Annotated in this window: 17 protein-coding genes and 2 pseudogenes; 14 read left to right on the forward strand and 5 right to left on the reverse strand. The window is 65.0% G+C overall.

Annotated elements, in window-relative coordinates; all coding sequences use genetic code 11:
* Positions 1–96: 96 nt before the first annotated feature.
* The 5 genes and pseudogenes from H7A19_01110 to uvrD all read right to left on the reverse strand — a co-directional run bounded on the left by H7A19_01110 (position 97) and on the right by uvrD (position 5,972).
* Positions 97–1,812, reverse strand: coding sequence for a DNA primase (locus H7A19_01110; protein MCP5473428.1), 1,716 nt, complete (start codon positions 1,810–1,812; stop codon positions 97–99).
* Between the two features lie 335 nt (positions 1,813–2,147).
* Entirely contained in the window at positions 2,148–2,678 is a 531-nt protein-coding gene (locus H7A19_01115; GenBank protein ID MCP5473429.1) for a gamma carbonic anhydrase family protein, read from the reverse strand.
* Between the two features lie 62 nt (positions 2,679–2,740).
* Positions 2,741–3,217: a DUF4124 domain-containing protein gene (locus tag H7A19_01120; GenBank protein MCP5473430.1), complete on the reverse strand. Its 477-nt coding sequence runs from the start codon at positions 3,215–3,217 to the stop codon at positions 2,741–2,743.
* Between the two features lie 36 nt (positions 3,218–3,253).
* Positions 3,254–3,568 (reverse strand): multidrug efflux SMR transporter, encoded by a 315-nt coding sequence (locus tag H7A19_01125; protein MCP5473431.1) that lies wholly within the window; start codon positions 3,566–3,568, stop codon positions 3,254–3,256.
* Between the two features lie 208 nt (positions 3,569–3,776).
* A pseudogene (gene uvrD / locus H7A19_01130) lies at positions 3,777–5,972 on the reverse strand (DNA helicase II).
* Between the two features lie 270 nt (positions 5,973–6,242).
* Here uvrD and ftsE point away from each other — a divergent pair.
* From ftsE to H7A19_01200, 14 genes and pseudogenes are all read left to right on the forward strand, one after another.
* Positions 6,243–7,011, forward strand: a pseudogene (gene ftsE, locus H7A19_01135) (cell division ATP-binding protein FtsE).
* Entirely contained in the window at positions 6,921–7,265 is a 345-nt protein-coding gene (locus H7A19_01140) for a hypothetical protein (GenBank protein MCP5473432.1), read from the forward strand. The pseudogene ftsE and the gene H7A19_01140 overlap by 91 nt, the downstream one beginning before the upstream one ends.
* Entirely contained in the window at positions 7,226–7,870 is a 645-nt protein-coding gene (locus H7A19_01145) for an FtsX-like permease family protein (GenBank protein MCP5473433.1), read from the forward strand. Before H7A19_01140 ends, H7A19_01145 begins: the two co-directional genes overlap by 40 nt.
* A 57-nt stretch (positions 7,871–7,927) precedes the next feature.
* The gene (locus H7A19_01150) at positions 7,928–8,767 is read left to right on the forward strand and encodes a response regulator (protein ID MCP5473434.1); all 840 of its coding nucleotides are present in this window, start codon (positions 7,928–7,930) and stop codon (positions 8,765–8,767) included.
* 293 nt (positions 8,768–9,060) lie between these two features.
* Positions 9,061–9,789, forward strand: coding sequence for a uracil-DNA glycosylase (gene ung / locus H7A19_01155; protein ID MCP5473435.1), 729 nt, complete (start codon positions 9,061–9,063; stop codon positions 9,787–9,789).
* Between the two features lie 333 nt (positions 9,790–10,122).
* Positions 10,123–10,983, forward strand: a complete 861-nt coding sequence (gene rpoH / locus H7A19_01160) for an RNA polymerase sigma factor RpoH (protein ID MCP5473436.1) — start codon at positions 10,123–10,125, stop codon at positions 10,981–10,983.
* Between the two features lie 452 nt (positions 10,984–11,435).
* Positions 11,436–11,924 carry a protein-export chaperone SecB gene (gene secB / locus H7A19_01165; GenBank protein ID MCP5473437.1) on the forward strand — a complete coding sequence of 163 codons (489 nt, stop codon included), beginning with the start codon at positions 11,436–11,438 and terminating at the stop codon, positions 11,922–11,924.
* 11 nt (positions 11,925–11,935) lie between these two features.
* Complete coding sequence (locus H7A19_01170; protein MCP5473438.1) at positions 11,936–12,964, forward strand: NAD(P)-dependent glycerol-3-phosphate dehydrogenase; 1,029 nt, start codon at positions 11,936–11,938, stop codon at positions 12,962–12,964.
* A gap of 589 nt (positions 12,965–13,553) precedes the next feature.
* Positions 13,554–15,173 (forward strand): hypothetical protein, encoded by a 1,620-nt coding sequence (locus H7A19_01175; GenBank protein MCP5473439.1) that lies wholly within the window; start codon positions 13,554–13,556, stop codon positions 15,171–15,173.
* Between the two features lie 96 nt (positions 15,174–15,269).
* Positions 15,270–15,968 (forward strand): hypothetical protein, encoded by a 699-nt coding sequence (locus tag H7A19_01180; GenBank protein ID MCP5473440.1) that lies wholly within the window; start codon positions 15,270–15,272, stop codon positions 15,966–15,968.
* 362 nt (positions 15,969–16,330) lie between these two features.
* Positions 16,331–16,579, forward strand: a complete 249-nt coding sequence (locus H7A19_01185) for a type II toxin-antitoxin system prevent-host-death family antitoxin (GenBank protein ID MCP5473441.1) — start codon at positions 16,331–16,333, stop codon at positions 16,577–16,579.
* Positions 16,580–16,853: 274 nt separating this feature from the next.
* Positions 16,854–17,288 carry a type II toxin-antitoxin system VapC family toxin gene (locus H7A19_01190; protein MCP5473442.1) on the forward strand — a complete coding sequence of 145 codons (435 nt, stop codon included), beginning with the start codon at positions 16,854–16,856 and terminating at the stop codon, positions 17,286–17,288.
* Positions 17,289–17,299: 11 nt separating this feature from the next.
* Positions 17,300–20,842, forward strand: coding sequence for an indolepyruvate ferredoxin oxidoreductase family protein (locus H7A19_01195; GenBank protein ID MCP5473443.1), 3,543 nt, complete (start codon positions 17,300–17,302; stop codon positions 20,840–20,842).
* 289 nt (positions 20,843–21,131) lie between these two features.
* Positions 21,132–22,331, forward strand: a complete 1,200-nt coding sequence (locus tag H7A19_01200) for a VWA domain-containing protein (GenBank protein ID MCP5473444.1) — start codon at positions 21,132–21,134, stop codon at positions 22,329–22,331.
* Positions 22,332–22,389 lie beyond the last annotated feature (58 nt).

A 22,389-nucleotide genomic window follows, 5' to 3' on the forward strand; every position in this document is an offset into this window, starting at 1 on the left:
TATGCCTGCATAGCGGAATCAATAACTTATGGCTGCGGCTGCGGAACTTGGGGAGCTTGCTCCGCTGCTCTGGCTTTGCTTGTGCTTGCTCCTGCCTCAGCGCCGCTTCGCCATCAGCGCCAGCAGTTCCTTCTTCTCGGCGGCGCTCAGCGGTTCGCCGGCCTTGGCCTTGGCTTCGAGCAGACGCCGGCGTTCGGCTTCGCTCTGCACGATCAGTTGCACCAGCGCGTTCTGCAGATCTTCGGCCCAGCCCACTTCATTGCCAGGCAGTTCGGCACTGAGCAGCCTGGTCAGCGCATCGCGGGTGGGCTTGTCGCTGAAGTGATCGACCAGTTCCACGCCGGCAATCTGGGGCCTGTCGCGGATCACGGCGAGCATTTCCCGCAGGATGTCGGCCCCGGGCTTTTGCACCTGATCCAGACCCACTGGAACCTCGATTTCCGCCAGCAACTGCGGTCTGGCCAGCAGCAGCGCCAGCGCGCTGCGCACCAGCGTGCGCTGTACCACCTGACGACTGGCGCGCGGCGGTGGCGCCGGCGCCTGGGCGGGCGGCACCACCCGTCGGGCGCCACTGCGTTCGGCCAGCGCCTCGCGCATCAGATCGCGAAAGGCGCCATCGGGCATCTGCTCGATCAGCGGTTGCGCGCGCGCAGCCAGCCGGGCGCGGCCGTCGATTGAACCCATGTCGATCTCGCGGGTCAGTGTGTCGAAGAAATAGTCCGACAGCGGCATGGCTTCGAGCACGCGGGCGCGGAAGCCCTCGGCGCCCTCCTTGCGCACCAGGGTGTCGGGATCTTCGCCCTCGGGCAGAAACTGGAAATAGGCCTGACGCCCATCGGTCAGGCGCGGCAGGGTCGATTCCAGTGCGCGCCACGCGGCCTGACGGCCGGCACGATCGCCGTCGAAGCAGAAGATCACATCCTCGGCATTGCGGAACAGCAGTTCAGCGTGCTCCTTGGTCGTCGCCGTCCCCAGCGTGGCGACGGCCTCTTCGACGCCATGCTGAGCGAGGCCGATGACGTCCATGTAGCCCTCCACCACGATCAGGCGTTTCAGTTTCTGCGCGCTCTGGCGCGCCTGCCACAGGCCATAGAGCTCACGGCCCTTGTGGAACAGCGCAGTCTCCGGGGAATTCAGGTATTTGGGCTCGCCCTGATCGAGGATGCGTCCGCCAAACGCGATGGGCCGGCCGCGGCGATCGTGGATGGGAAACATCACCCGATCGCGGAACTTGTCGTAGCTGTGGCCGTTGTCACGCTGGGAGAGCAGTCCGGCGGCTGCCAGCAGTTTCATCCGATCGGCACCGCGCCCCAGCTTCTGGCCGAGGCCGTCCCAGCTGTCGGGCGCGTAACCCAGCGCATAGCGTTCGATCATCTCGGCGCCGACGCCGCGACGCTCGAAATAGGCCTGGGCGCGCTCGTTCAACGTGAGCTGTTCGCGGAACCAGGCCGTCGCCTCGGCCAGCACCGCGTACAGCGGGGCCAGCTTGTCGTCGGGTCCGGCGCGGCTGGCATCGCGCGGCACCTGCAGGCCGACCTGCGCCGCCAGTTGCTCGACCGCGTCCGGAAAGCTGACGCCCTCGTACTCCATCAGAAACTTGAGCGCGCTGCCGTGAGCACCGCAGCCGAAGCAGTGATAGAACTGCTTCTGCGGCACCACCGTGAACGAGGGCGAACGCTCGTCGTGGAAGGGGCAGCGCGCCTGATATTCCTTGCCAGCCCGTTTCAACTGCACGCGCGCGCCGATGACGTCGACGATGTCGGCGCGCTGCAGCAATTCGTCGATGAAGCTTTCGGGGATCAGGCCGGACATGCTGGTTGTCGGTTGTCGGTAGGGACTCGGGATTCGGGACTCGGGACTCGGGATTCGGGATTCTGGATTCGGCGTCATTGCGAGGAGCGTAGCGACGAAGCAATCCAGGGACTCTCGCGGTGCATCTTGATAGTTTCCCCCGGATCAAGTCCGGGGTCGCAATGACGCCGGTTCAAATGACGCCGGTTCAAATGACGTAGGTTGGGCTAAGCGCAGCGTGCCCAACACGGGGTCATGGGTGTAGTTGGGCACGCTGCGCTTAGCCCAACCTACCAGGTTGGCGCCGCCGCGCAGCCCGGCGCTCTTCCTTTTTCCGTTTTCCGTTTTCCTTTTTCCTAGCCCCCCAAGTACTCATCCTTTAGCTTGCGATAGTTCTCGGCCGAGTAGTACAGCGATTCGATCTCGGTCTCGGTGAGCTTGCGGATGAAGCGGGCCGGGTTGCCCACCCACAGTGAGCCGGGCTCGACCACCTTGCCGGGGGCGACGACGGCGCCGGCGCCGATCAGTGAGTGCTTGCCGATGACGGCCTTGTCCAGCACCACCGCGCCCATGCCGATCAGGCAGGCGTCCTCGATGGTGCAGGCATGCAGGATCACGCCGTGGCCGACGGTGACGTCAGCGCCAATCACCAGTGGTGATCCGCCCGGCGTGTAGCGGCCATCGTGGGTGACGTGCAGCACTGAATTGTCCTGCACATTGGTGCGCGCGCCGATGCGGATGGTGTTGACGTCGCCGCGCACCACCGCCAGCGGCCAGATCGAGACATCGTCACCGACCTCCACCTTGCCGATCAGTTGCGCCGATTCATCCACAAAGACGCGCTGGCCGAGTTTGGGATGGTGTTTCACGAAGGGTCGGATCGCCATGGGGTCCTCGTTGTGAACAGTGGGTTGAGCCGTCGCCCCGGCGCAGTGATTTGCGGTCGATCTCAGCAGTTGCCGCGGCGCAAGCGGGTGTAGATGGCATCGTCGCCCAGTTCCATCTGGTCATCGCCGAAACTGCGGATCCGATGATTGCCCATGATCGCCTTGTCGGTGTTGATGCTGCCGTCCTCAAGCTTGAACCTGGCGTTGATCTTGAGTTGTGAATCCAGATCCAGATAGTCGAGCGTGCTGCGGTTGAAGGTCCATTCGATCCTTTCGGCAATGGTGGACCCGGTGCCGGCGGCAGACACCATTGCGAACGCGCACCAGGTGCCTTGCAGCGCCTCGGCACTGACCTTTACCCGCCTGGGCTTCGCAGCCGCTTCGGGCCCGATGTCCATGCCCTTGACCTGTTCCGCCTGCTCTGGTCCGATCGGGCGGTCGGTGTAATGGACCACGCCACGCTCGTCGGTCCAGGTGTAGACGCCGCCCGCGTGGACGGCGCCGGCGAGCAGCAGCAGTAGTGCGATCAGTGCACGCAAGTGTCGTATCCCGCCAAGTTCAGTGGCGACAGTATCTCAGGAACCGAGTTTGAGTCCGATCACGCCGATCAGGATCAGGCCGATGCACCCCAGCTGCAGCGCGCTCAAGCTCTCACCGTGGACGACGGCGGCGATCAGGGTGACGCCGCAGGCGCCGATGCCGGTCCAGACCGCATAGGCCAGCCCGATCGGCAGATGGCGGGCCGCAAGGCCGAGAAAGCCCAGACTGGCAGCGGCGCAGAGCACAAAGGCCAGCGTCGGCCAGGGTCGGGTGAAACCCAGCGATGATTTCATCGCCAGAGCCCAGCAGATCTCGAAAGCCGCCGCCAGAAACAGCCAGGTCCAGGCCATGATGCCCCCTTGAGGATGGGGACGTCCCCGCAGCGTGGACCGTCGAGCGAGCGCCGCGGCCGTCCGGGTCGTCCCGGGTGGCGCAAGTCTAACCCAATGGCCGTCCGCGCCAGGCCAGACTGTGGGAGCGGACTTTGTCCGCGATCGGGTTTGGCGTGCGCTCGGAGCCAGGCATCGCGGCTGAAGCCGCTCCCACAGGGCTGGTCGATCACCCCAGCACCACCAGATTGGCGTAGGCCAGCACCAGCCATTTGCTGCCGACGTCTTCGAAATTGACCTGGACCCGGGCGTGGCTGCCCTGGCCTTCGGCGGCGACGACCACGCCCTCACCGAATTGCGCGTGCGAGACCTGCGACCCGAGTGCGATGCCGGGTTCGTCGCCCCAATCCTGCGCGGTCTGCTTCCGCTGCTCACCATAGTGGCCGCCGCGCGACAGCTGGGCGCGCGGGCGCACCTCGCTGATGGTGTTGCGCGGCAGCTCGGAGATGAAGCGCGAGGGCCGGTTCCAGGTTTCCATGCCGCGCAGACGCCGCGACTCGGCGTGGCTGAGCGTCAGCTGCCGGCGGGCGCGGGTGATGCCGACATAGGCCAGGCGTCGTTCCTCTTCCAGTTGGGCGCTGCCGCCCTCGTCGATGGCACGCTGGCTGGGAAACAACCCGTCCTCCATGCCGACCATGAACACACAGGGAAACTCCAGGCCCTTGGCCGCATGCAAGGTCATCAGCTGCACGCAGTCGTCCCAGGCCTCGCCCTGGCCTTCGCCAGATTCGAGCGCGGCGTAGCTCAGGAAGGCAGCCATCTCGCTGATGCCGGCGGCTTCATCATCGGCGCTGAGCACGAAGCCGCGGGCCATGCTGATCAGCTCGTCCAGATTGTCGACCCGTGAATCAGCGTCGTGCTTGCTCTGGGCGGCGTAGTGGGCGCGCAATCCGCTGCCCTCGATCAGGCCCTCCAGGCGCTCGTACAGACGCGGTGACTCATCGCCGTCAGCCTCGGCGCGGAGGCTGTCGAACAAGGCGATCAGGGCTTCAATGCCCGTGCGCGCGCGCGCCCTTGAGCGCGCCTTCGCGGCTGGCTTCGATCGCTGTCTGCAGCAACGACGCGCCCCCCGCGCGCGCGGCCTGACGCAGATCTTCCAGGGTCTTGTCGCCGACGCCGCGCGGCGGCGTGGCCACCACGCGCTCGAAGGCGGCGTCGTCAGCCGGGTTGGCCAGCAGGCGCAGATAGGCCAGCGCGTCCTGATCTCGGCGCGCTCGAAGAAGCGCAGGCCGCCGTAGACGCGATAGGCGACGCCGTGACGGATCAGTTCCTCTTCGAACACCCGTGACAGCGCATTGGCGCGGTAGAGGATGGCGATTTCACTGGGGCGGATGTCCTCGGCCACTGCCCGGCGGATGCGCTCGACCACGTAGCGGGCCTCGTCCTGCTCGTTGTAGGCGGCATAGACCGAGATCGGTTCGCCGTTGCCGGCGGCCGTCCACAACTCCTTGCCCAGGCGCTCGCTGTTGCGCTTGATCACGGCATTGGCGGCGGCCAGGATGGTGCCGGTGGACCGGTAGTTCTGTTCCAGACGGATGGTGCGAACGTTGGGGAAGTCGCGGGTGTAGGCCTGCATGTTCGCGACCCGCGCGCCGCGCCAGCTGTAGATCGACTGGTCGTCATCGCCCACGGCAAAGACCTGGCCGCTGCTGCCGGCGAGCATGCGGATCCAGGCGTACTGGATGGTGTTGGTGTCCTGGAATTCGTCGACCAGCAGATGGCTGAAGCGCCGTCGATAGTGATCGAGCAGCGCCGGCTGGTTCAACCACAGCTCATGGCTGCGCAACAGCAGTTCGGCAAAATCGACCAGGCCCTGGCGCTGGCAGGAAGCTTCGTAGCCCTGGTAGACCTCGATCCAGCGCGCCAGATCCGGATTGTCGCCGGCGTCGATATCGCGCGGGCGCTTACCCTCATCCTTCCAGGCGTTGATCATCCAGGTGCCCTGGCGAGGGACAAAGCGGGTGTCATCCAGACCCTGTTCGCTGATGACCCGCTTGATCAGCCGCTGCTGGTCGTCGGCATCCAGGATCTGGAAGGTTTCGAGCAATCCGGCTTCGCGCCAGTGCAGGCGCAGCAAGCGATGGGCGAGGCCGTGAAAGGTGCCGATCCACAGACCCTGGGTGGGCCGATTGAGCAGCCGTTCGCAGCGTCCGCGCATTTCCGCCGCGGCCTTGTTTGTGAAGGTCACGGCCAGGATGGCATGCGGCCACACCCCTTCGACCTCGACCAGCCAGGCCACCCGCTGGGTCAGCACCCGGGTCTTGCCGGAGCCGGCGCCAGCCAGCACCAGCAGATGCCCAGGTGGTGCAGTCACCACTTCGCGTTGGGCAGCATTGAGACCTTCGATCAGGTGGGAAACATCCATGTTCGACAAATCATCCGGTCAGCGGCGCGCCAATGGCGGCAAGGACTCGAGTCTAACGGGACCGGGCGAGCCGTGCCGTGGAGTGGTGCGGGGGGGTGGGGCAAGGGGCAGGGGCCTGGCCTCGCGTTACTTTCGGGCCGTGCCTCAAGTTTGGACAACCTGCCCCCTGCCCCTGCTGTTGTCAGAGGCTGTGGCCGACAAATGCTCACCGGTCGCCCATTCGGCGCCTGGCTTCCGCATAATCAGCGCCATCTGGGTGTCGGATCTGCCATGTCCATCCGTTTTGAACTGGTCAGCAAGCGTTATGCCGAAGGGCGCGAGGCGCTGGTCGATATCAGCTTCGAGATCGGCTACGGCGAAATGGTCTACGTGACCGGGCATTCGGGTGCCGGCAAGAGCACGCTGCTGAAATTGCTGGCACTGATCGAGCGCGTCCCAGTGAGGGTTACATCGAAGTCTTCAGCAAGCGACTGGCCGACGTTCGGCGACGCGGATTGCCGGCTTATCGTCGACGTCTGGGTCTGGTGTTCCAGGATCACCGCTTGCTGATGGATCGCAGCGCCTTTGACAATGTCGCCCTGCCGATGCGCCTGGACGGCGTCGCCGAGGCCGATATCGCGCCGCGGGTTTCGCGGGCGCTGGAGCAGGTCGGACTGGGCGGTCGTGAACCGGCGCTGCCGGGGAGCTGTCGACCGGTGAGCAGCAGCGACTGGGCATCGCCCGGGCGATGGTCGGCATTCCCGATCTGTTGCTGGCCGACGAGCCCACCGGCAATCTCGATCCCAAGCTGGCGGCCGAGATCATGGGCCTGTTCGTTGAACTGAAGGAGCAGGGCACCACGGTGATCATTGCCAGTCACGACCTGCCGCTGATTCAGCGCATGCGCAAGCGTACCCTGGTGCTGGATCGCGGGCGCATGATCGACGATTTCCGGTCCGGAGGACTGGTATGGCCGAGACGGTTGAACTGGCGCGGCCCGCGGGCAATCGTCGCCGCGCCTGGTCGCGGGCGCACGTCGAGGGACTGCGCGCCGGATTGATGCGGCTGCTGCGCGATCCCTTCGGGCAGTTGCTGACCCTGGGCGTGATCGCGGTGGCATTGGTGCTGCCGGCGCTCGGTTTTCTGGCGCTGGATCAGGTCGACCGGGCCGCGGTGTCATGGCGTCCGAGTGGCGATCTGACCGTGTTCCTGGCGGCCGGTGAGCCGGTTGAGCGGGCGCTGGAACTGGCTGACGCGCTGGACGGCCGCCTGAAGTGGCCGAAACCGAAGTGCGCTCGTCCGATGACGCGCTGACCGAGCTGCGGGAGATGAGCGATTTCGCCGAAGCGCTGGGCGCACTGGACGCCAATCCGATGCCGGCGCTGGTGATCGTGCGACTGACCGCCGCCGGCGTTGCCCGGCTGGAGGATTTCAAGTCGGAACTGGCGACCCGGCCGGAGGTCGATTGGGTGCAGGTCGACCGTCGCTGGCTGGAACGCCTGGAGGCGCTGCTGGAACTGGCGCGGCGAGCGATCCTGCTCGGCGCGGCGATCCTGGCAGTCGCCGTACTGCTGGTGGTGGGCAATACCATCCGCCTGGAGATTTCGCTGAAGCGCGAGGAAATCCTGATCCTGAAGCTGCTCGGCGCCAGTGATGCGCATGTGCGCAGGCCCTTCCTTTACATCGGCATCTGGTACGGAGTGGTCGGTGGCCTGCTGGCTCTGGCGCTGGTCCAGGCAGGGTTGCTGGCGGTGCAGCCCGCCGTGGATCAGCTTGCGCTAAGCTACGGCGCGGGATTTTCGTTACAGGGCCCGGGGCTGCGGGGGGCTTTGCTGTTGGTAGTCTATGGTGCAGCCTTGGGCTGGCTCGGTGCCTGGCTGGGCAGCGCGCGCCACCTGCGGGAGGCCGAACCGCGGTAGTTGGCTGTTGCTGCATCTTCACGACGCCCATGGGCACGGCAGGGAAGGGATTGGGGCATGGAAACATCGGTGACTCGACACATTTCCAGCGATACGCCGCGGGTAATGGTCGTCGACGGATCGAAGGTGGTCCGCAAGATCATCGATCAGCTATTGCATCAGGACCTGCCCGGCGTCACGGTGCTCGCCTGCAGCACCGGCGAGGAAGCCATGGCGCATCTGGCCGAAGGCGTGGTTGATCTGGTGACGATGGCGCTGCGTCTGCCCGATATGGACGGCATGGAACTGGCGCGTCACATCCGCGAGAATTCGCCGCAGGCCTACATCCCCATCGTGGTCGTGTCCGGCGATGTGCAGGAACGGCTGATGAATCGCGATCTCTCGGTCGACGTCACCGACTACTTCGACAAGTCGCTGGGGCCGCAGGCGCTGTCCACTTTCATCCGCGGCTACATCCGTCCCGAGGGCCAGGTGCCTGGGGATGTGCTCTACGTCGAGGATTCGCGCGTGGTGGCGGTAGCTACCCGGCGCATGATGGAAAAGCACGGGTTGACCGTGAATCACGTAGTCAGTGTCGAAGACGCCATCGACATTCTGGACAAGGCCAAGGACGAAGGTCGGCTCGGCGCCGACATCATCCTGACCGATGTCTATCTCAAGGGTGGATTGACCGGCGGCGATCTGCTGGAAATCGTTCGTGGGCGGTTCGGTTATTCCAAGGGCACGCTGCCGATTCTGGTGATGACCGGCGACGACAACGCCAGCAACCAGACTGCCCTGCTGCGGGCCGGCGCCAACGATCTGGTACAAAAGCCCACCGAAGAACGCCTGCTGATCACCAAGCTCGGCTTCCAGCTGCGGGTAGCGCGTGCGCTGAGGGCGCAGGCGGGTGCCTGATTGGCAGCGGGGGCAGGGGGCAGGGGGCAGGGGCCCAGCCTCGATACATCGTCCGGCGTTGGTGCGGGATTGGAGTCATGCCTGTATTCGTCTGGACCAGAGTTGCAAGGGCTGCGCAAGGTTCGCTTCCAGTCGCCATTGTTGCCGCCGGTGCGCCTGTCTGAGTTTCGAGGAATCGGCAAGGAACCAGAGGCTCTGCCTGGCGCCTGGGTCTGGGCTTGCCCCGAGCTTGGTCCCCTGTCCCCTGCCCCCTGCCCCGGCTTCAGCGAAGCAGAAGCTCGGCGAGTCAGCTCATGCCTGATGAATGCGCCGCCGAACGGGTCGAAGCTGCTGCCCGTATCCGCCTGGAGGAGAGCTGGAAGCAACGCCTGTTGCCGGAACTGTTGTCGCCCGCGATGCAGCAGCTGCGCGACTGGCTGCGTGAGCAGATTAAGGCCGGCAAGCAGATCTATCCGCCACCCCGACAGATCTTCGCAGCCCTGGACCACACGCCCTTCGACCGGGTGCAGGTGGTGATCCTGGGTCAGGATCCCTATCACGGTCCGGGTCAGGCACAGGGTCTGTGCTTCTCGGTGCCGCCGGGGATCGACGTACCGCCCTCGCTGGTGAATGTCTTTGCCGAGCTCAAACGCGATCTCGGCATCGAAGCGCCCGGCCACGGCTGCCTGCTGCCCTGGGCTGATCGCGGCGTGCTACTGCTGAACGCCGTGCTCACGGTCGAGCGTGGTCGCGCCGGTGCGCATCAGGGCAAGGGTTGGGAAGCCTTCACCGATCGCATCATCGGCCTGCTCAATGCAGAGCGCGAAGGCCTGGTGTTCATGCTCTGGGGCGCCTACGCCCAGGCCAAGGGCAAACTGCTCGATCCGCGCCGCCATCTGGTGCTGCGTGCACCCCATCCTTCGCCGCTGTCGGCTTACCGTGGATTCATCGGCTGCGAGCACTTCTCCCGCGCCAACCACTACCTGAAGGCCCGCGGCGGCAAGCCGATCGACTGGCAGTTGCCCCCCGCCAGCCAACTGTAGGAGCGCCCTTGCGGCGCGACCGGGGCTGGAGCCAGAGCACTGGTCCGCAAAGAACGCAAAGGACGCCAAGAAAAGCATTCGAAATCAGGACCAGGCAACCCACGCTGCCGGGAGAACTCCTGATCCTTCGCTCTTCTTTGCGTCCTTCGCGTCCTTTGCGGACAAAAGGTTTCCCCGTGGTTGCGTGTGATGCGGCCAATTGTCAGCCCAAGCTGAACGTGCCTGACTCCGGGGGAACTTTGGCCCATTAGCACTCTCCAAGCGAGAGTGCTAAAATACGGCCATCGGGTACGGACCTGATGTCCGCCAGCCCTTCAAATTCAGGAGTTTCCGATGAGCGCACAGGCCTTGGTCGCAAACAACATGCCGATCCTGGGATCGGTGGGCAGCCTTGATTCCTATATTGGGACGGTCAACCGGATTCCCATGCTGGCCGTCGAGGATGAGCAGGAACTGGCGCGCCGTTTCCGCGAGGATGGCGATCTGGAGTCCGCCCGGCAACTGGTGATGTCGCATCTGCGCTTCGTGGTACACGTGGCGCGCGGCTATGCCGGCTACGGCCTGGGAATCTCCGATCTGATCCAGGAAGGCAACATCGGCCTGATGAAGGCGGTCAAGCGCTTCGACCCGACCATGGGCGTGCGTCTGGTGTCTTTCGCCGTGCACTGGATCCGCGCCGAAATCCACGAGTTCATTCTGCGCAACTGGCGCATCGTCAAGGTTGCGACCACCAAGGCGCAGCGCAAGCTGTTCTTCAACCTGCGTCGCGCCAAGACCCGATTGGGCTGGATGAATGCACAGGAAGTGCAGGCCGTCGCCAAGGATCTGGGTGTCGATCCGGCCACGGTCGTGGAAATGGAAGCGCGCCTGCAGGGTCAGGACGTGGCTTTCGACGCTCCGGCTGATGATGATTCAGAAACGCGTCCGGCGCCGATTGCCTTCCTGGTGGATCAGGCCTCCAATCCCTACGAAACCCTGGAAACCGAGGATGCCGGCGATCGCCAGCTCGATTTCCTGCTCGAAGGTTTGGAGAAGCTGGACGAGCGCAGCCGCGACATCATCAATCGGCGCTGGCTGGCAGAGCCCAAGGCCACGCTGCAGGATCTGGCCGACGAGTACAAGGTCTCGGCCGAGCGCATCCGCCAGATCGAAGCCGCCGCCTTCAAGAAGATGCGCGCGCTGTTCGAGGACTGAGCGGTCTGGGAATCCGGGACTCGGGACTCGGGACTCGGGACTCGGGACTCGGGACTCGGGACTCGGGACTCGGGACTCGGGACTCGGGACTCGGGACTCGGGACTCGGGACTCGGGACTCGGGACTCGGGACTCGGGACTCGGGACTCGGGACTCGGGACTCGGGACTCCACGGGATCCTGGATTGCAAGACCATTGCGCCGCGCCCCAGGTTGCTACTGGCACCACCGCTAAACGGTCGCCTGCGTTCGCCGCATTTCCCACCCTGGCTCTTGAAATTCCGGTCCAACACCCTCACCCCATTCGGGCACTGTTGATCCCCGCGTTTTTCGATCCGCGTCTCGCCGTGCGATAATCGCGGGCTGCGCGCGGATCTTGTCGCGCTGAACCCCACCCATTGCGCACTCGTGCGCTCCCCCGATCCATCCGCTTTCTCTTGAAGGACGACCCATCATGGCCAATGAAGACACCAACACCGCCGGCACCAACGGCAGCGCCGAAGCCGCAGCCGGCCCGCAGCTGACCGTGCAGAAGATCTATGTCAAGGATGCTTCCTTCGAAGCGCCGGGCGCACCGCACATCTTCCAGGAGCAGGGCCAGTCGAAGATCGAACTGAACCTGGGTCAGAAGGCGCAGCAGCTGGCCGAGGGCGTGTACGAGATCGTCCTCACCATCACCGTGACCTGCAAGATCGGCGAGAAGACTGCCTATCTCGCTGAAACCCAGCAGGCCGGCATCTTTGGTCTGGCCGGCTTCGAGCCGCAGCAGCTGGACATGGTCATCGGCACCTACTGCCCGCACGTGATCTTCCCGTACGCGCGCCAGACCATCTCCTACATGATCGAGCAGGGCGGCTTCCCGGCCTTCCTGATGCAGCCGATCAACTTCGAGCAGATCTACGCCGATCAGGTGCGTCGTCGTCAGGAACAGGCCGCTGCCTGATCCGCCGCGCCATGAGCAGCATTGCCCGCATCGCGGTCCTGGGGGCCGGCTCCTGGGGTACCGCGCTGGCCTCGCTGCTCGCGCGCAATGGCATCGAGGTCCGTTTGTGGGGGCGCAAGCCCCAGGCGCTGACGGTCCTCGGTGATGCGCTCGAAAACCGGCAATACCTGCCGGGCATTCCCTTGCCCGGCGGCATTGCCTACACCACCGATCTGCTGAGTGCATTGGCTGGCATCGATGCCTTGTTGGTGGTGGTCCCCAGTCACGCCTTTGCCGATACCCTGGCACTGGTCAAGCCGCATCTGCCGGCGGGCCTGGCGGGCCTGGCCTGGGCCACCAAGGGCTTCGAGCCGGGTTCGGGCGACTTTCTGCACGAGGTGGCTGATCGCATGCTCGGTGTGGACCTGCCCAAGGCAGTGGTCACCGGGCCGAGCTTTGCCAAGGAAGTGGCGCTGGCCTTGCCCAGTGCCGTCACCGTGCATTCGGACGACGACGATTTCGCACAGAGTGTGGCTCGATCGCTGCACGGTTCCAATTTCCGCGCCTACAGCGGCAACGATATCCGCGGCGCTGAACTTGGCGGCGCGATGAAGAATGTACTGGCTGTGGCCACCGGCATCTGCGATGGCATGCAGCTCGGGCTGAATGCACGCGCCGGCCTGATCACCCGCGGCCTCAACGAGATGCTGCGCCTCAATCTTTGTCTGGGTGGGCGCGCCGAAACCATCATCGGACTGGCGGGCCTGGGTGATCTGGTGCTGACCTGCACCGGTGATCTGTCGCGCAACCGTCGCCTGGGCCTGGCCTTGGGGCGCGGCACATCCCTGCCGGACGCGGTCGCCGAAATCGGTCAGGTCGTCGAGAGTGTGCAGACCGCCGACGAGGTCATGCGGCTGGCAGCACGCTTTGATCTGGACCTGCCGATCTCCTCACGGGTACAGGCCGTGCTGCACGGCGATACCACCCCAGCCGACGGTCTGAAGTCACTGCTGGCGCGAGATCAGAAGCCCGAATACCCGGCCGGCCTGGGTTTGGGCTGAGCGGCTCTGCCTGCGGCTGTGTCCGACCCTGTGGGAGTCCCGGTCGCCCGTGGTGGTGCGCCTGTTCGCGCATCAAACAGGGGGCAAGGGGCAAGGGGCAGGGGACCCACGTCGCGGCACGGTCAGATCATGCGTCGAGGTTGGACCCCTGCCCCCTGACCCTTGATCCCCTCTTGCAAGGCCTATAAATCAATAGGTTGCCGTATCTTTGGTAAGAGAGCGGGCTCTGCCCGCGATAGCGGTCTCGGGAAGGAAAAGCCGTCGCGGATGAATCCGCTCCCACAGGCGTGGTGCTTGGCGCCTGTGGGACTATCGTTCCCCCCTGTCGTTGCGCTCATTCGCGCACCAAACAGGTTGCGGGGGTGGGGCAGGGGCCCGATCTCGCTGCAAGGTCAGGTGGTGCGGCGGAGTGGGTCCCCTGCCCCTTGCCCCCTGCCCCTGATTTTGCCGCCCCAGCTTGCTCCGGCATGAACGGTTTGCCGGCCGCCGTCGGTGAGCAGGCATCGCTTCAGACGGCCGCGCGCAGGATGGTGCCATGAAGTCGCGGCGAACGGCCGGGACTTCCCCTCATCCCGTGACGAGGTGATTCATGGCCATGTCTTCGAGTTTCAAGTTGCTTGCCGTTCTGACACTCACCGCGGCTGCGCTGATGCATGGCGCACCCACTCCGGCGCAATCGAGTTCGGCGCGCGCGGTCGCCGGGGTGGCTGCGCTGCTGCCCAGCTATCAGGACGATTACGGTGACTGGCGCCAACAGATCCGGGTTGCCAGTCCGACCCGCTATGGGCGCTGGAATTCGGCGCCGGCCGGTGCGGTGCGGGTCTACAATCGACGCTTTGACCCGCGCTGGAACTGGCGCAGCGCGCCGCGCTACCGGGTGGTCTACACCTACTACCGCGGCGACATGTGGTTCCTCGACCCGACCACCGGCTGGGCCTACAGCATTGATCGCTACGGCATCGTCTACACCGCTGACCCCTATCGGGGCTGGGTCTATTCGCTCGGCCCGCTGACCCGCTGGACCGCCGATCTGCTGTACTTCTTCGATCTCTACCGTTTCGATCGCGGCTACTGGTACTGCCGTGACTACGACTATCTGGTGGATTTGTGGGAGGGCGATTCGCGCTACGGCTATTACACCTACGACACTGCCTATTCGACGCTGTGGGGTTGGGAGCCGTATTTCTCCTCGCCCAGTTTCATCAGCTACAGCAATGAGTTCACGGTGATCTGGGTGCGTCAGGTGCGCTCCAACTACGATTATTTCGAGCGCAATCCTCGCTACCGGCGGGAGCTGATCGACAACATCGGCCTGCCGGCAGTCAACGCCGCACCGCCGCGCACAGTCTCGCCCCGCGCGGTGACCACCAGCGCCTACTGGGAAGCGCGGGATCTGGCTGCGGCCGGTCTGCAGCCGCCGCCGCGAGGCCGGGACACCGGGCGTGACTACAGCGGGCTGGCCGCTGGCACCGTGGTTGATGCCCGCCAGGCACCGGCGCGCGTGGTCGAGCCGGGTGCGCCGGCACCCGGCTTCAATGCGCCGTTCCCGTCGGGTGGCTATGGCTTCGGTGTGCCTGCCGATAGCCGCGGCCGCGACGCAGGAGCCGCGGGACGGACCCGTGAAGCGGATCTGTCCGGAGCCGAGGTCAGCGGTCGCGATTGGAACCGTTCTGTGGAGCCGGCCGCGCGGCTTGATGAAAGCGTGCCCGACAACTCGGCCTATGGTCGCGGCCGCGACAGCGGCACTGCGGACGGGCGATTCGGGGTATCGGAGCCGGCCTATCGTGGCGAAGTGCCGACGCCGCGAACCCGCGTGCGCGAAGACAGCCGGCAGCAGTTCGGGGCGCCGACACCGACGCCCCAGATCATCGAGCCGCAGCCGCAGAGCCCGCGGTCCGACTGGTCCGGCGGCGCATGGGGCCGCGCCCGCGATCTGGGTGGCGCTCGCGAGCAGCCACGCTACGAAGCCCCACGCGAGCAGCCGCGTTACGAGGCGCCGCGCGAGCAGCCGCGCTACGAGGCGCCGCGCGAGCAGCCACGCTACGAGGCGCCCCGTGAGCAGCCACGTTTCGAAGCCCCGCGCGAGCAACCGCGCGTCGAGGCCCCGCGCGAAGAGCGTCAGCAGGAAGACCGCGGCGAGCAACAGGAACAGCGCTCGTCCTCGCGCGCGGCACTGAGTGGCCTCGGTGTGCGCGACCGCGAAGATTGAGCGAGCGGCAACACAGGGCCCCCGCTTGATCGGGGGCACTGCGCGTTCGGGTGGAAGCAGTTAGCCTAGGCCGCAGTCCACCTCCCCGATTGCCTCATGAGCCTGCCCACTTTCCAGATTGCACCCGGTTTCGCGGTGCCCTTCGTGTTTTGTCAGCATCCCGATCCCGCCGACCTCAACCAGCGCCTGCGCGAGCTGTTTCTGGCGCGCGAATCCGCCGGTGAGCGCTATGCCAATCCGCAGCCATTGGTGCAGCGCAACGAGGCCCTGTTCGAAAGCAACTTCCAGCTCTTCGACTGGCCCGACAAGCCGGTGGCCGAGCTGCGCGACTACTGCTGGGCGCAGCTCTATCGGGCCATCCGCGAGCTCAACGGCTATGACCTGGAGCAGCTGCGCAAGCTGCATATCGCCGCTGAATCCTGGTTTCATGTGACCCGCAAGGGTGGCTATTTCGCCCTGCACAACCATCCAATGGCCAGTTGGTCCGGGGTCTATTGCGTCGCCGCCGGTGATGACCGCAGTGGCATCCAGGACAGCGGCCTGCTCAGTTTTGTCAGTCCGATGGCCGCCAACACCATGTTCATCGACATGGCCATCGCCCGCATGAGCCAGCCTTACGCCTACGCGCCACGCCAGTTCAAGCTGGAGCCGGGTCAGCTGGTGATGTTTCCTTCCTGGGTGCTGCACGAAGTGCGTCCCTACGCTGGCGACGGCGAACGCATCACCGTGGCCTTCAATGCACGCTTCATGATGGCCGGCGTGGAGCCCGGCAAGGTGCCGATCAACCGGCCGTGATCACCCGCAACGTTGGATTGCCGGGCCAGAAGCTGGACGCAAAGGACGCAAAGGAAGAGCAGCAAGGACGCGAAGAAGAGCGATAGCCAGATGTCGCAACTCAGACGGCCCACCCTGCGGACTACTTGATGCCCCACCCCCAAGAATGGGAGATGTCGTAGGTCACGTTGTCCGCCTTGCGGACTACGTGACGCTCTGGCGTGAGCGATGGCCCGCCAGATCGGGGTGGGCGCAGCCTTCCAGACTCGACACCGAGTGTGACTGTGAATCACGCTCTGCCCCGTGCCCCGTGCCCCGTGCCCCGTGCCCCGTGCCTCTCCTCCTGCTATCCTCCGCCAACTAGTTGACCAGTTGGTTGAGTCATGCCCACCGTCGGTGCCTTTGAAGCCAAGACCAAACTCTCCGAATTGCTCGATGCCGTCGAGCGCGGCGAGGAGATCATCATCACCCGGCGCGGCCAGCCCATCGCCCGGTTGGTCGGCATGAACCAGGGCGATGGTGCCCGCAGCGGCAGTCTGGTCGATGACATCCGCCAGACCCGCGAGCAGCTGGGACAGACCGGCATCTCGATCGCCGACATCGTCGCCTGGAAGGCCGAGGGTCGGCGGTGATGGGGCGGGGCACGGGGCACGGGGCAGGGGGCACGGGAAGAGCCGTAGAGCCCGTGACTTTGTGGAGGGCGCCGCGCCTGCGGCGCCGCTGTTGCTTCTCAACGCCGGAGGGCAAAAGCGGCCGCGCAGGCGCGCGGCCCTCCTCAGAGCCTTCGCCGCGCCCGCTCTTCCCGTGTCCCGTGCCCCCTTCCCCGTGCCCCAATTCGCAAGCCACAGGCGCCGCGAATCGCCCGCTCTTCCCGTGCCCCGTGCCCCCTGCCCCGTGCCCCGCACCATGACGCTGCCAGCCGCCATCCCCACCGAGCTGATCATCGACAGCTCCATCGTCGCTGCCTGGTTTCTGCCTGACGAACGCAGTCCGGTGGCCGAGCGCGTGCTCAGCGCCCTGTCCGATCTGAGGCTGTCGGCGCCGATGCTGCTGAAGGCTGAATTCGCCAATGTGCTGACGCGCGCCTTTCGTCGCCGCCAGACTGACAGCAAACTGCTCGATCGGCTGCTCAATGATTTCGACCGCCTGCCCATCCGCTACGAAACGCTGTCGCTGAACACCGCCGATCTGGTGCGCGGCGCGCTGCGGCATCTGCTCACCCCCTACGATTTCGTCTATCTGGATCTGGCCATCCGCACGCGCTTGCCGCTGGCCACGCTGGATCCCGAACTGGCCGCTGCCGCGACCCGCGCCGGCCTCACCGTCATCACTGATTCCTGAAGGATTACGCCATGACCACCACCACGGCACCGATGGTGACCATCGATCGTGACTATTCGCTGGATCACAAGTACACCCGTGCGCAGGGCCGCATCTACCTGTCGGGTGTGCAGGCGCTGGTGCGCCTGCCGCTGATGCAGCAGATGCGCGATCGGGCACTTGGCCTGAACACCGCCGGTTTTGTATCGGGCTATCGCGGCTCGCCGCTGGGTGGCCTCGACCAGGCGCTGTGGAGTGCCCGCAAGCACCTCAAGGCCGCCAACATCGAATTCGCCGCCGGCCTGAACGAGGACCTGGCAGCAACTGCCGTGTGGGGCAGCCAGCAGGTCAACCTGTTCCCGGGCGCCAGATTCGATGGCGTGTTCGGCATGTGGTACGGCAAGGGTCCGGGTGTGGATCGCAGCGGCGACGTGCTCAAGCACGCCAACGCGGCTGGCACCAGCAAGCATGGCGGAGTGCTGGTATTGGCAGGCGATGATCACGCCTGTCGATCGTCGACGCTGCCGCACCAGTCCGAGCACGAGTTCATCTCGGCCATGATGCCGATCCTGAATCCGGCCGGGGTTCAGGACATCCTCGACATGGGCATGCTGGGCTGGGCCATGAGCCGTTTCAGCGGTCGCTGGGTCGGCTTCAAGACCATCGCCGAAACCGTGGAATCCTCGGCCTCGGTCAATGTCGATCCGCACCAGCTCGACATCGTCATCCCCACCGATTTCGTCCTGCCGGCGGGCGGCTTGAACATCCGCTGGCCGGATCCGCCGATGAATCAGGAACTGCGTCTGCATCAGTACGCCATGCATGCCGCAGTGGCCTTCGCCAAGGCCAATGGCATCGATCGCGTGGTCTTCGATTCACCGCGCGCGCGCCTGGGCATCATCACCACCGGCAAGAGTTATCTGGACGTGCTGCAGGCACTGGAATATCTGGGTCTGGATCGCGAGGCCTGCCGCGACATCGGCATCCGCGTCTACAAGGCCGGCATGACCTGGCCGATCGAACCCGATGGCTTGCGGGCTTTCGCCCAGGGTCTGGACGACATCATCGTGGTCGAGGAGAAGCGCTCCTTCCTCGAAGCCCAGCTGAAAGAACATATGTACAACTGGGCCGAAGCCACCCGGCCTTCCATCGTCGGCAAATACGACGAAGCCGGCAACTGGGTGCTGCCCTCCACCGGTGAGTTGACGCCGCCGACCATTGCCCTGGTCATCGCCGCGCGCCTGAACCGCTTCTACACCAGCGAGCGCATCCAGGAGCGTTTGCGCTGGATCGAGGACAAGGAGCGCGAGCTGGCGCTGCCACGCGCCAACTTCGCCCGTCCGGCTCACTATTGCTCAGGCTGCCCGCACAACACCTCCACCGTGGTGCCGGAAGGCTCGCGCGCCGCCGCCGGCATCGGTTGCCATTACATGGTCACCTGGATGGACCGGCGCACCGAGACCTTCACCCAGATGGGCGGCGAGGGTGTGCCCTGGATCGGCCAGTCGCCTTTCACCGACACGGCCCACATCTTCCAGAACCTGGGAGACGGCACCTATTTCCACTCGGGTTCGCTGGCCATCCGTTCCTGCGTGGCGGCCAAGGTCAACATCACCTTCAAGATTCTCTACAACGATGCCGTGGCCATGACCGGTGGCCAGCCGGTGGACGGCACGCTGTCGGTGGACGACCTGATCCGCCAGGTGCACGCCGAGGGTGTCCAGAAGATCTGGCTGTTGTCGGACGACCCGGACAAGTACCGCGGCAACTCGGTGCTGAGCACGCACGGCGTGCATCTGGCCGACCGCGATGAGCTCGACCGCGTGCAGCGCGAACTGCGTGAAGAAAAAGGTGTCACCGTGCTCATCTACGAGCAGACCTGTGCCGCCGAGAAGCGCCGTCGGCGCAAGCGCAAGCTGATGGTCGATCCGCCCAAGCGCAGCTTCATCAATCAGGCGGTATGCGAGGGCTGCGGCGATTGCGGGGTACAGTCCAACTGCGTGTCGATCCTGCCGGTGGAGACCGAGTTCGGGCGCAAGCGCGCCATCGACCAGAATTCCTGCAACAAGGACTTTTCCTGCGTCAAGGGCTTCTGCCCGAGCTTCGTTACCGTGCACGGCGGCGGCTTGAAGAAGCGCAAGGCCTCGGCCATCGATCCGGGCTTTGATCGCCTGCCGCTGCCCGTGATCAAGGGTGATCTGGCCCAGCCCTGGAATGTGCTGATCACTGGTGTCGGCGGCACCGGCGTGGTCACCATTGGCGCGCTGCTCGGCATGGCCGCACATCTCGAAGGCAAGGGCGTGTCGGTGCTGGATCAGACCGGATTGGCGCAGAAGGGCGGCGCGGTGACCTGCCACGTGCGTATCGCCCGCGAGCCCGGCGACATCCACGCCGTGCGCATCGCTGCCGGTGAAGCGGATCTGGTGATTGGCTGCGATGTGGTGGTGGTCAACGATTACTGGGCCTTGAGCAAGATCCGCGAATCCCGCACCCACGCGGTGATCAATCAGTACCAGAGCTATCCCGGCAGTTTCACCCGCGAACCCGATCTGCAGTTCCCGTTGCAGCAGATGCTCGATGCCATCGGTCTGGCGCTCGGGCATCAGAATCTGGATGTGCTCGACGCCACCACGATCGCCACCAATCTGCTCGGCGATTCCATTGCCACCAATCTGTTCGTGCTGGGCTACGCCTGGCAGAAGGGACTGGTGCCGGTCAGTCTGGACGCCCTGATGCGCGCCATCGAGCTGAATGGCGCTGCGGTGGACATGAACAAGAAGGCCTTTGCCTGGGGCCGATTGGCGGCGCACGATCCGTCCGCAGTGCAGGAAGCCGCCGGACTCAAGCGCCCCAAGCTGCTGCCAATCAAGACCGTCACCGTCAGCGACGCTATCGCCTGGAGCGATGCCGGTGTGGCCGACACGCTGGACGAATTGATTGCCCGCCGGGTGGCTTACTTGACCGACTGGCAGGATGCCGCCTATGCCGGCCGCTACCGGGGCTTCGTCGAACAGGTACGCAGCGCCGAGGCGCAGAAGGTGCCGGGCAGCACCCGCCTGACGGCCAGCGTGGCCCGATATCTCAGCAAGCTGATGGCCTACAAGGACGAGTTCGAAGTCGCCCGGCTGTATGCCTCGGGCGAGTTCCGCCAGCGTCTGGAACAGACTTTCGACGGCGACTACACGGTGAAATTCAATCTGGCGCCGCCGCTGTTCGCGAAAAAGGACCCGGTCACCGGACACCTGAAGAAGGCCGAGTTCGGACCCTGGGTGTTCAAGGCCTTCGCCGTGCTGGCCCGATTGCGCAAACACCGCGGCGCCTGGTGGGATGTCTTCAGCAAGACCGCCGAACGCAAGGCCGAACGCCAGCTGATCGAGGACTACAGCAAGCGCATCACCGAGCTGCTGAACGCCCTCAACCCCGACAATCTGGATCTGGCCGTCGCCATCGCCGAAGTGCCGGAGCAGATCCGCGGCTACGGCCACATCAAGGAAGCCAGCATCGCCCGGGCACAGGCACGCTGGACCGAGTTGCTGGCGCAATGGCGCCAGCCGGGGCTGCGCAAGGCGGCGTAGGGGTTGATGGGTTGTCGGTTGTCGGAAAGAGCAAAAGCTGACTCACGCGGAGGCGCGGAGGTCGCGGAGAAGAGCAGCTATTTCGTAGGTCACGTTGGCCCGAAGGGCCTACGTGACGCACGGGGCCAACCGTTGCCCCTCGAGCCAATTGAGGGCAACATGATTCTGTGGGCATTGATGTCACGTAGCCCGCTACGCGGGCAACATGACCTACGCTTGGCGCTACTCCGCGGCCTCCGCGTCTCCGCGTGAAATCTCCTTTTCCAACAGCCAGCAACCGACAACCAGAATGCTGATCCGCTTCCTCCTCACCCTGCGCGCCTTCGGCCTGAAAATCGGTCTGGGCGAATTTCTGGTGCTGTTGCAGGCGCTCAAGCAGGGTCATGCGCAGCTGTCGATCGACGACTTTCATGTACTGGCGCGCTCGGCGCTGATCAAGGATGAAGGCCTGTACGATCGCTACGATCGCGCCTTCCAGGCCTTTTTCGAGGGCGCGGCCGACAAGGTGCCGGACTGGCTCAAGGAGATTCCGGCCGACTGGCTGCGCGAGACTTTTGGCCGCGAGCTGACTGAAGAGGAGAAGGCCAAACTGGAGGCCTTCGGGTCGCTGGAAAAGCTCATGGACGAGCTGCGCAAGCGCATGGAGGAGCAGACCGAGCGCCACAGCGGCGGCAATCGCTGGATCGGCACCGGTGGAACTTCACCCTTCGGTCATGGCGGCTTCCATCCCGAGGGCGTGCGCATCGGGGGAAAGTCCCAGCAGGGTAGGGCGGCCAAGGTCTGGGAGAAGCGCGAGTACCGCAATCTCGATGATGAAGTCGAACTGGGTAGGCGCAATTTCCAGATCGCACTGCGGCGCTTGCGCAAGTTTGCGCGCGAGGGCGCTGCCGAAGAGTTGGATCTGGATGGCACCATCAGCGCTACCGCCAGGAACGCTGGCTGGCTGGATCTCAAGCTCAGGCCCGAACGCCACAACGCCATCAAGCTGCTGTTGTTCATCGACATCGGCGGCTCGATGGACGAGCACATCCGCGTCTGCGAAGAGCTGTTCTCGGCGGCCAAGGCCGAGTTCAAGCATTTCGAACACTTCTACTTCCACAACTGCCTGTACGACCGGGTGTGGAAGGACAATCGCCGACGCTGGCAGGAGAGCACCCCGACCACGGAGCTGCTGCACAAATACCCCGCTGACTACCGGGTGATCTTCGTCGGCGATGCCAGCATGAGTCCGCTGGAACTGCTGGAACCCGGCGGCTCCATCGAAGGCTGGAACGAGGAATCCGGCATGGTCTGGTTACAGCGGGTACTCGCCACCTGGCCGCGATCAGTGTGGCTCAACCCGACCGAACGCGAGTACTGGAACTACACTCCCACCATCACCCACATCGCCCGCCTTTTCGGCGAACGCATGTTCCCGCTGACGCTAGGCGGCATCAGCGAAGCGATCAATGCGCTGAAGAAACCACAGCACGCGCCGATGCCCGCGTAGAGGCAACTGTGGGAGTTCCGGTTGCTCCCACAGCCCCGTGCCTGAGACATTTCTGACT

The sequence above is a fragment of the Rhodanobacteraceae bacterium genome (assembly GCA_024234055.1).
Classification (GTDB): Bacteria; Pseudomonadota; Gammaproteobacteria; order Xanthomonadales; family SZUA-5; genus JADKFD01.

What these genes read in the sequence shown, in the direction of transcription:
- H7A19_01180 (MCP5473440.1), top strand. Translation starts at nt 15,270, where the DNA reads ATGAGCCTGCCCACTTTCCAGATTGCACCCGGTTTCGCGGTGCCCTTC.
- H7A19_01170 (MCP5473438.1), top strand. Translation starts at nt 11,936, where the DNA reads ATGAGCAGCATTGCCCGCATCGCGGTCCTGGGGGCCGGCTCCTGGGGT.
- rpoH (MCP5473436.1), top strand. Translation starts at nt 10,123, where the DNA reads ATGAGCGCACAGGCCTTGGTCGCAAACAACATGCCGATCCTGGGATCG.
- H7A19_01190 (MCP5473442.1), top strand. Translation starts at nt 16,854, where the DNA reads ATGACGCTGCCAGCCGCCATCCCCACCGAGCTGATCATCGACAGCTCC.
- H7A19_01185 (MCP5473441.1), top strand. Translation starts at nt 16,331, where the DNA reads ATGCCCACCGTCGGTGCCTTTGAAGCCAAGACCAAACTCTCCGAATTG.
- H7A19_01125 (MCP5473431.1), bottom strand. Translation starts at nt 3,568, where the DNA reads ATGGCCTGGACCTGGCTGTTTCTGGCGGCGGCTTTCGAGATCTGCTGG.
- ung (MCP5473435.1), top strand. Translation starts at nt 9,061, where the DNA reads ATGCCTGATGAATGCGCCGCCGAACGGGTCGAAGCTGCTGCCCGTATC.
- H7A19_01110 (MCP5473428.1), bottom strand. Translation starts at nt 1,812, where the DNA reads ATGTCCGGCCTGATCCCCGAAAGCTTCATCGACGAATTGCTGCAGCGC.
- H7A19_01140 (MCP5473432.1), top strand. Translation starts at nt 6,921, where the DNA reads ATGGCCGAGACGGTTGAACTGGCGCGGCCCGCGGGCAATCGTCGCCGC.
- H7A19_01200 (MCP5473444.1), top strand. Translation starts at nt 21,132, where the DNA reads ATGCTGATCCGCTTCCTCCTCACCCTGCGCGCCTTCGGCCTGAAAATC.
- H7A19_01175 (MCP5473439.1), top strand. Translation starts at nt 13,554, where the DNA reads ATGGCCATGTCTTCGAGTTTCAAGTTGCTTGCCGTTCTGACACTCACC.
- H7A19_01150 (MCP5473434.1), top strand. Translation starts at nt 7,928, where the DNA reads ATGGAAACATCGGTGACTCGACACATTTCCAGCGATACGCCGCGGGTA.
- H7A19_01115 (MCP5473429.1), bottom strand. Translation starts at nt 2,678, where the DNA reads ATGGCGATCCGACCCTTCGTGAAACACCATCCCAAACTCGGCCAGCGC.
- secB (MCP5473437.1), top strand. Translation starts at nt 11,436, where the DNA reads ATGGCCAATGAAGACACCAACACCGCCGGCACCAACGGCAGCGCCGAA.
- H7A19_01195 (MCP5473443.1), top strand. Translation starts at nt 17,300, where the DNA reads ATGACCACCACCACGGCACCGATGGTGACCATCGATCGTGACTATTCG.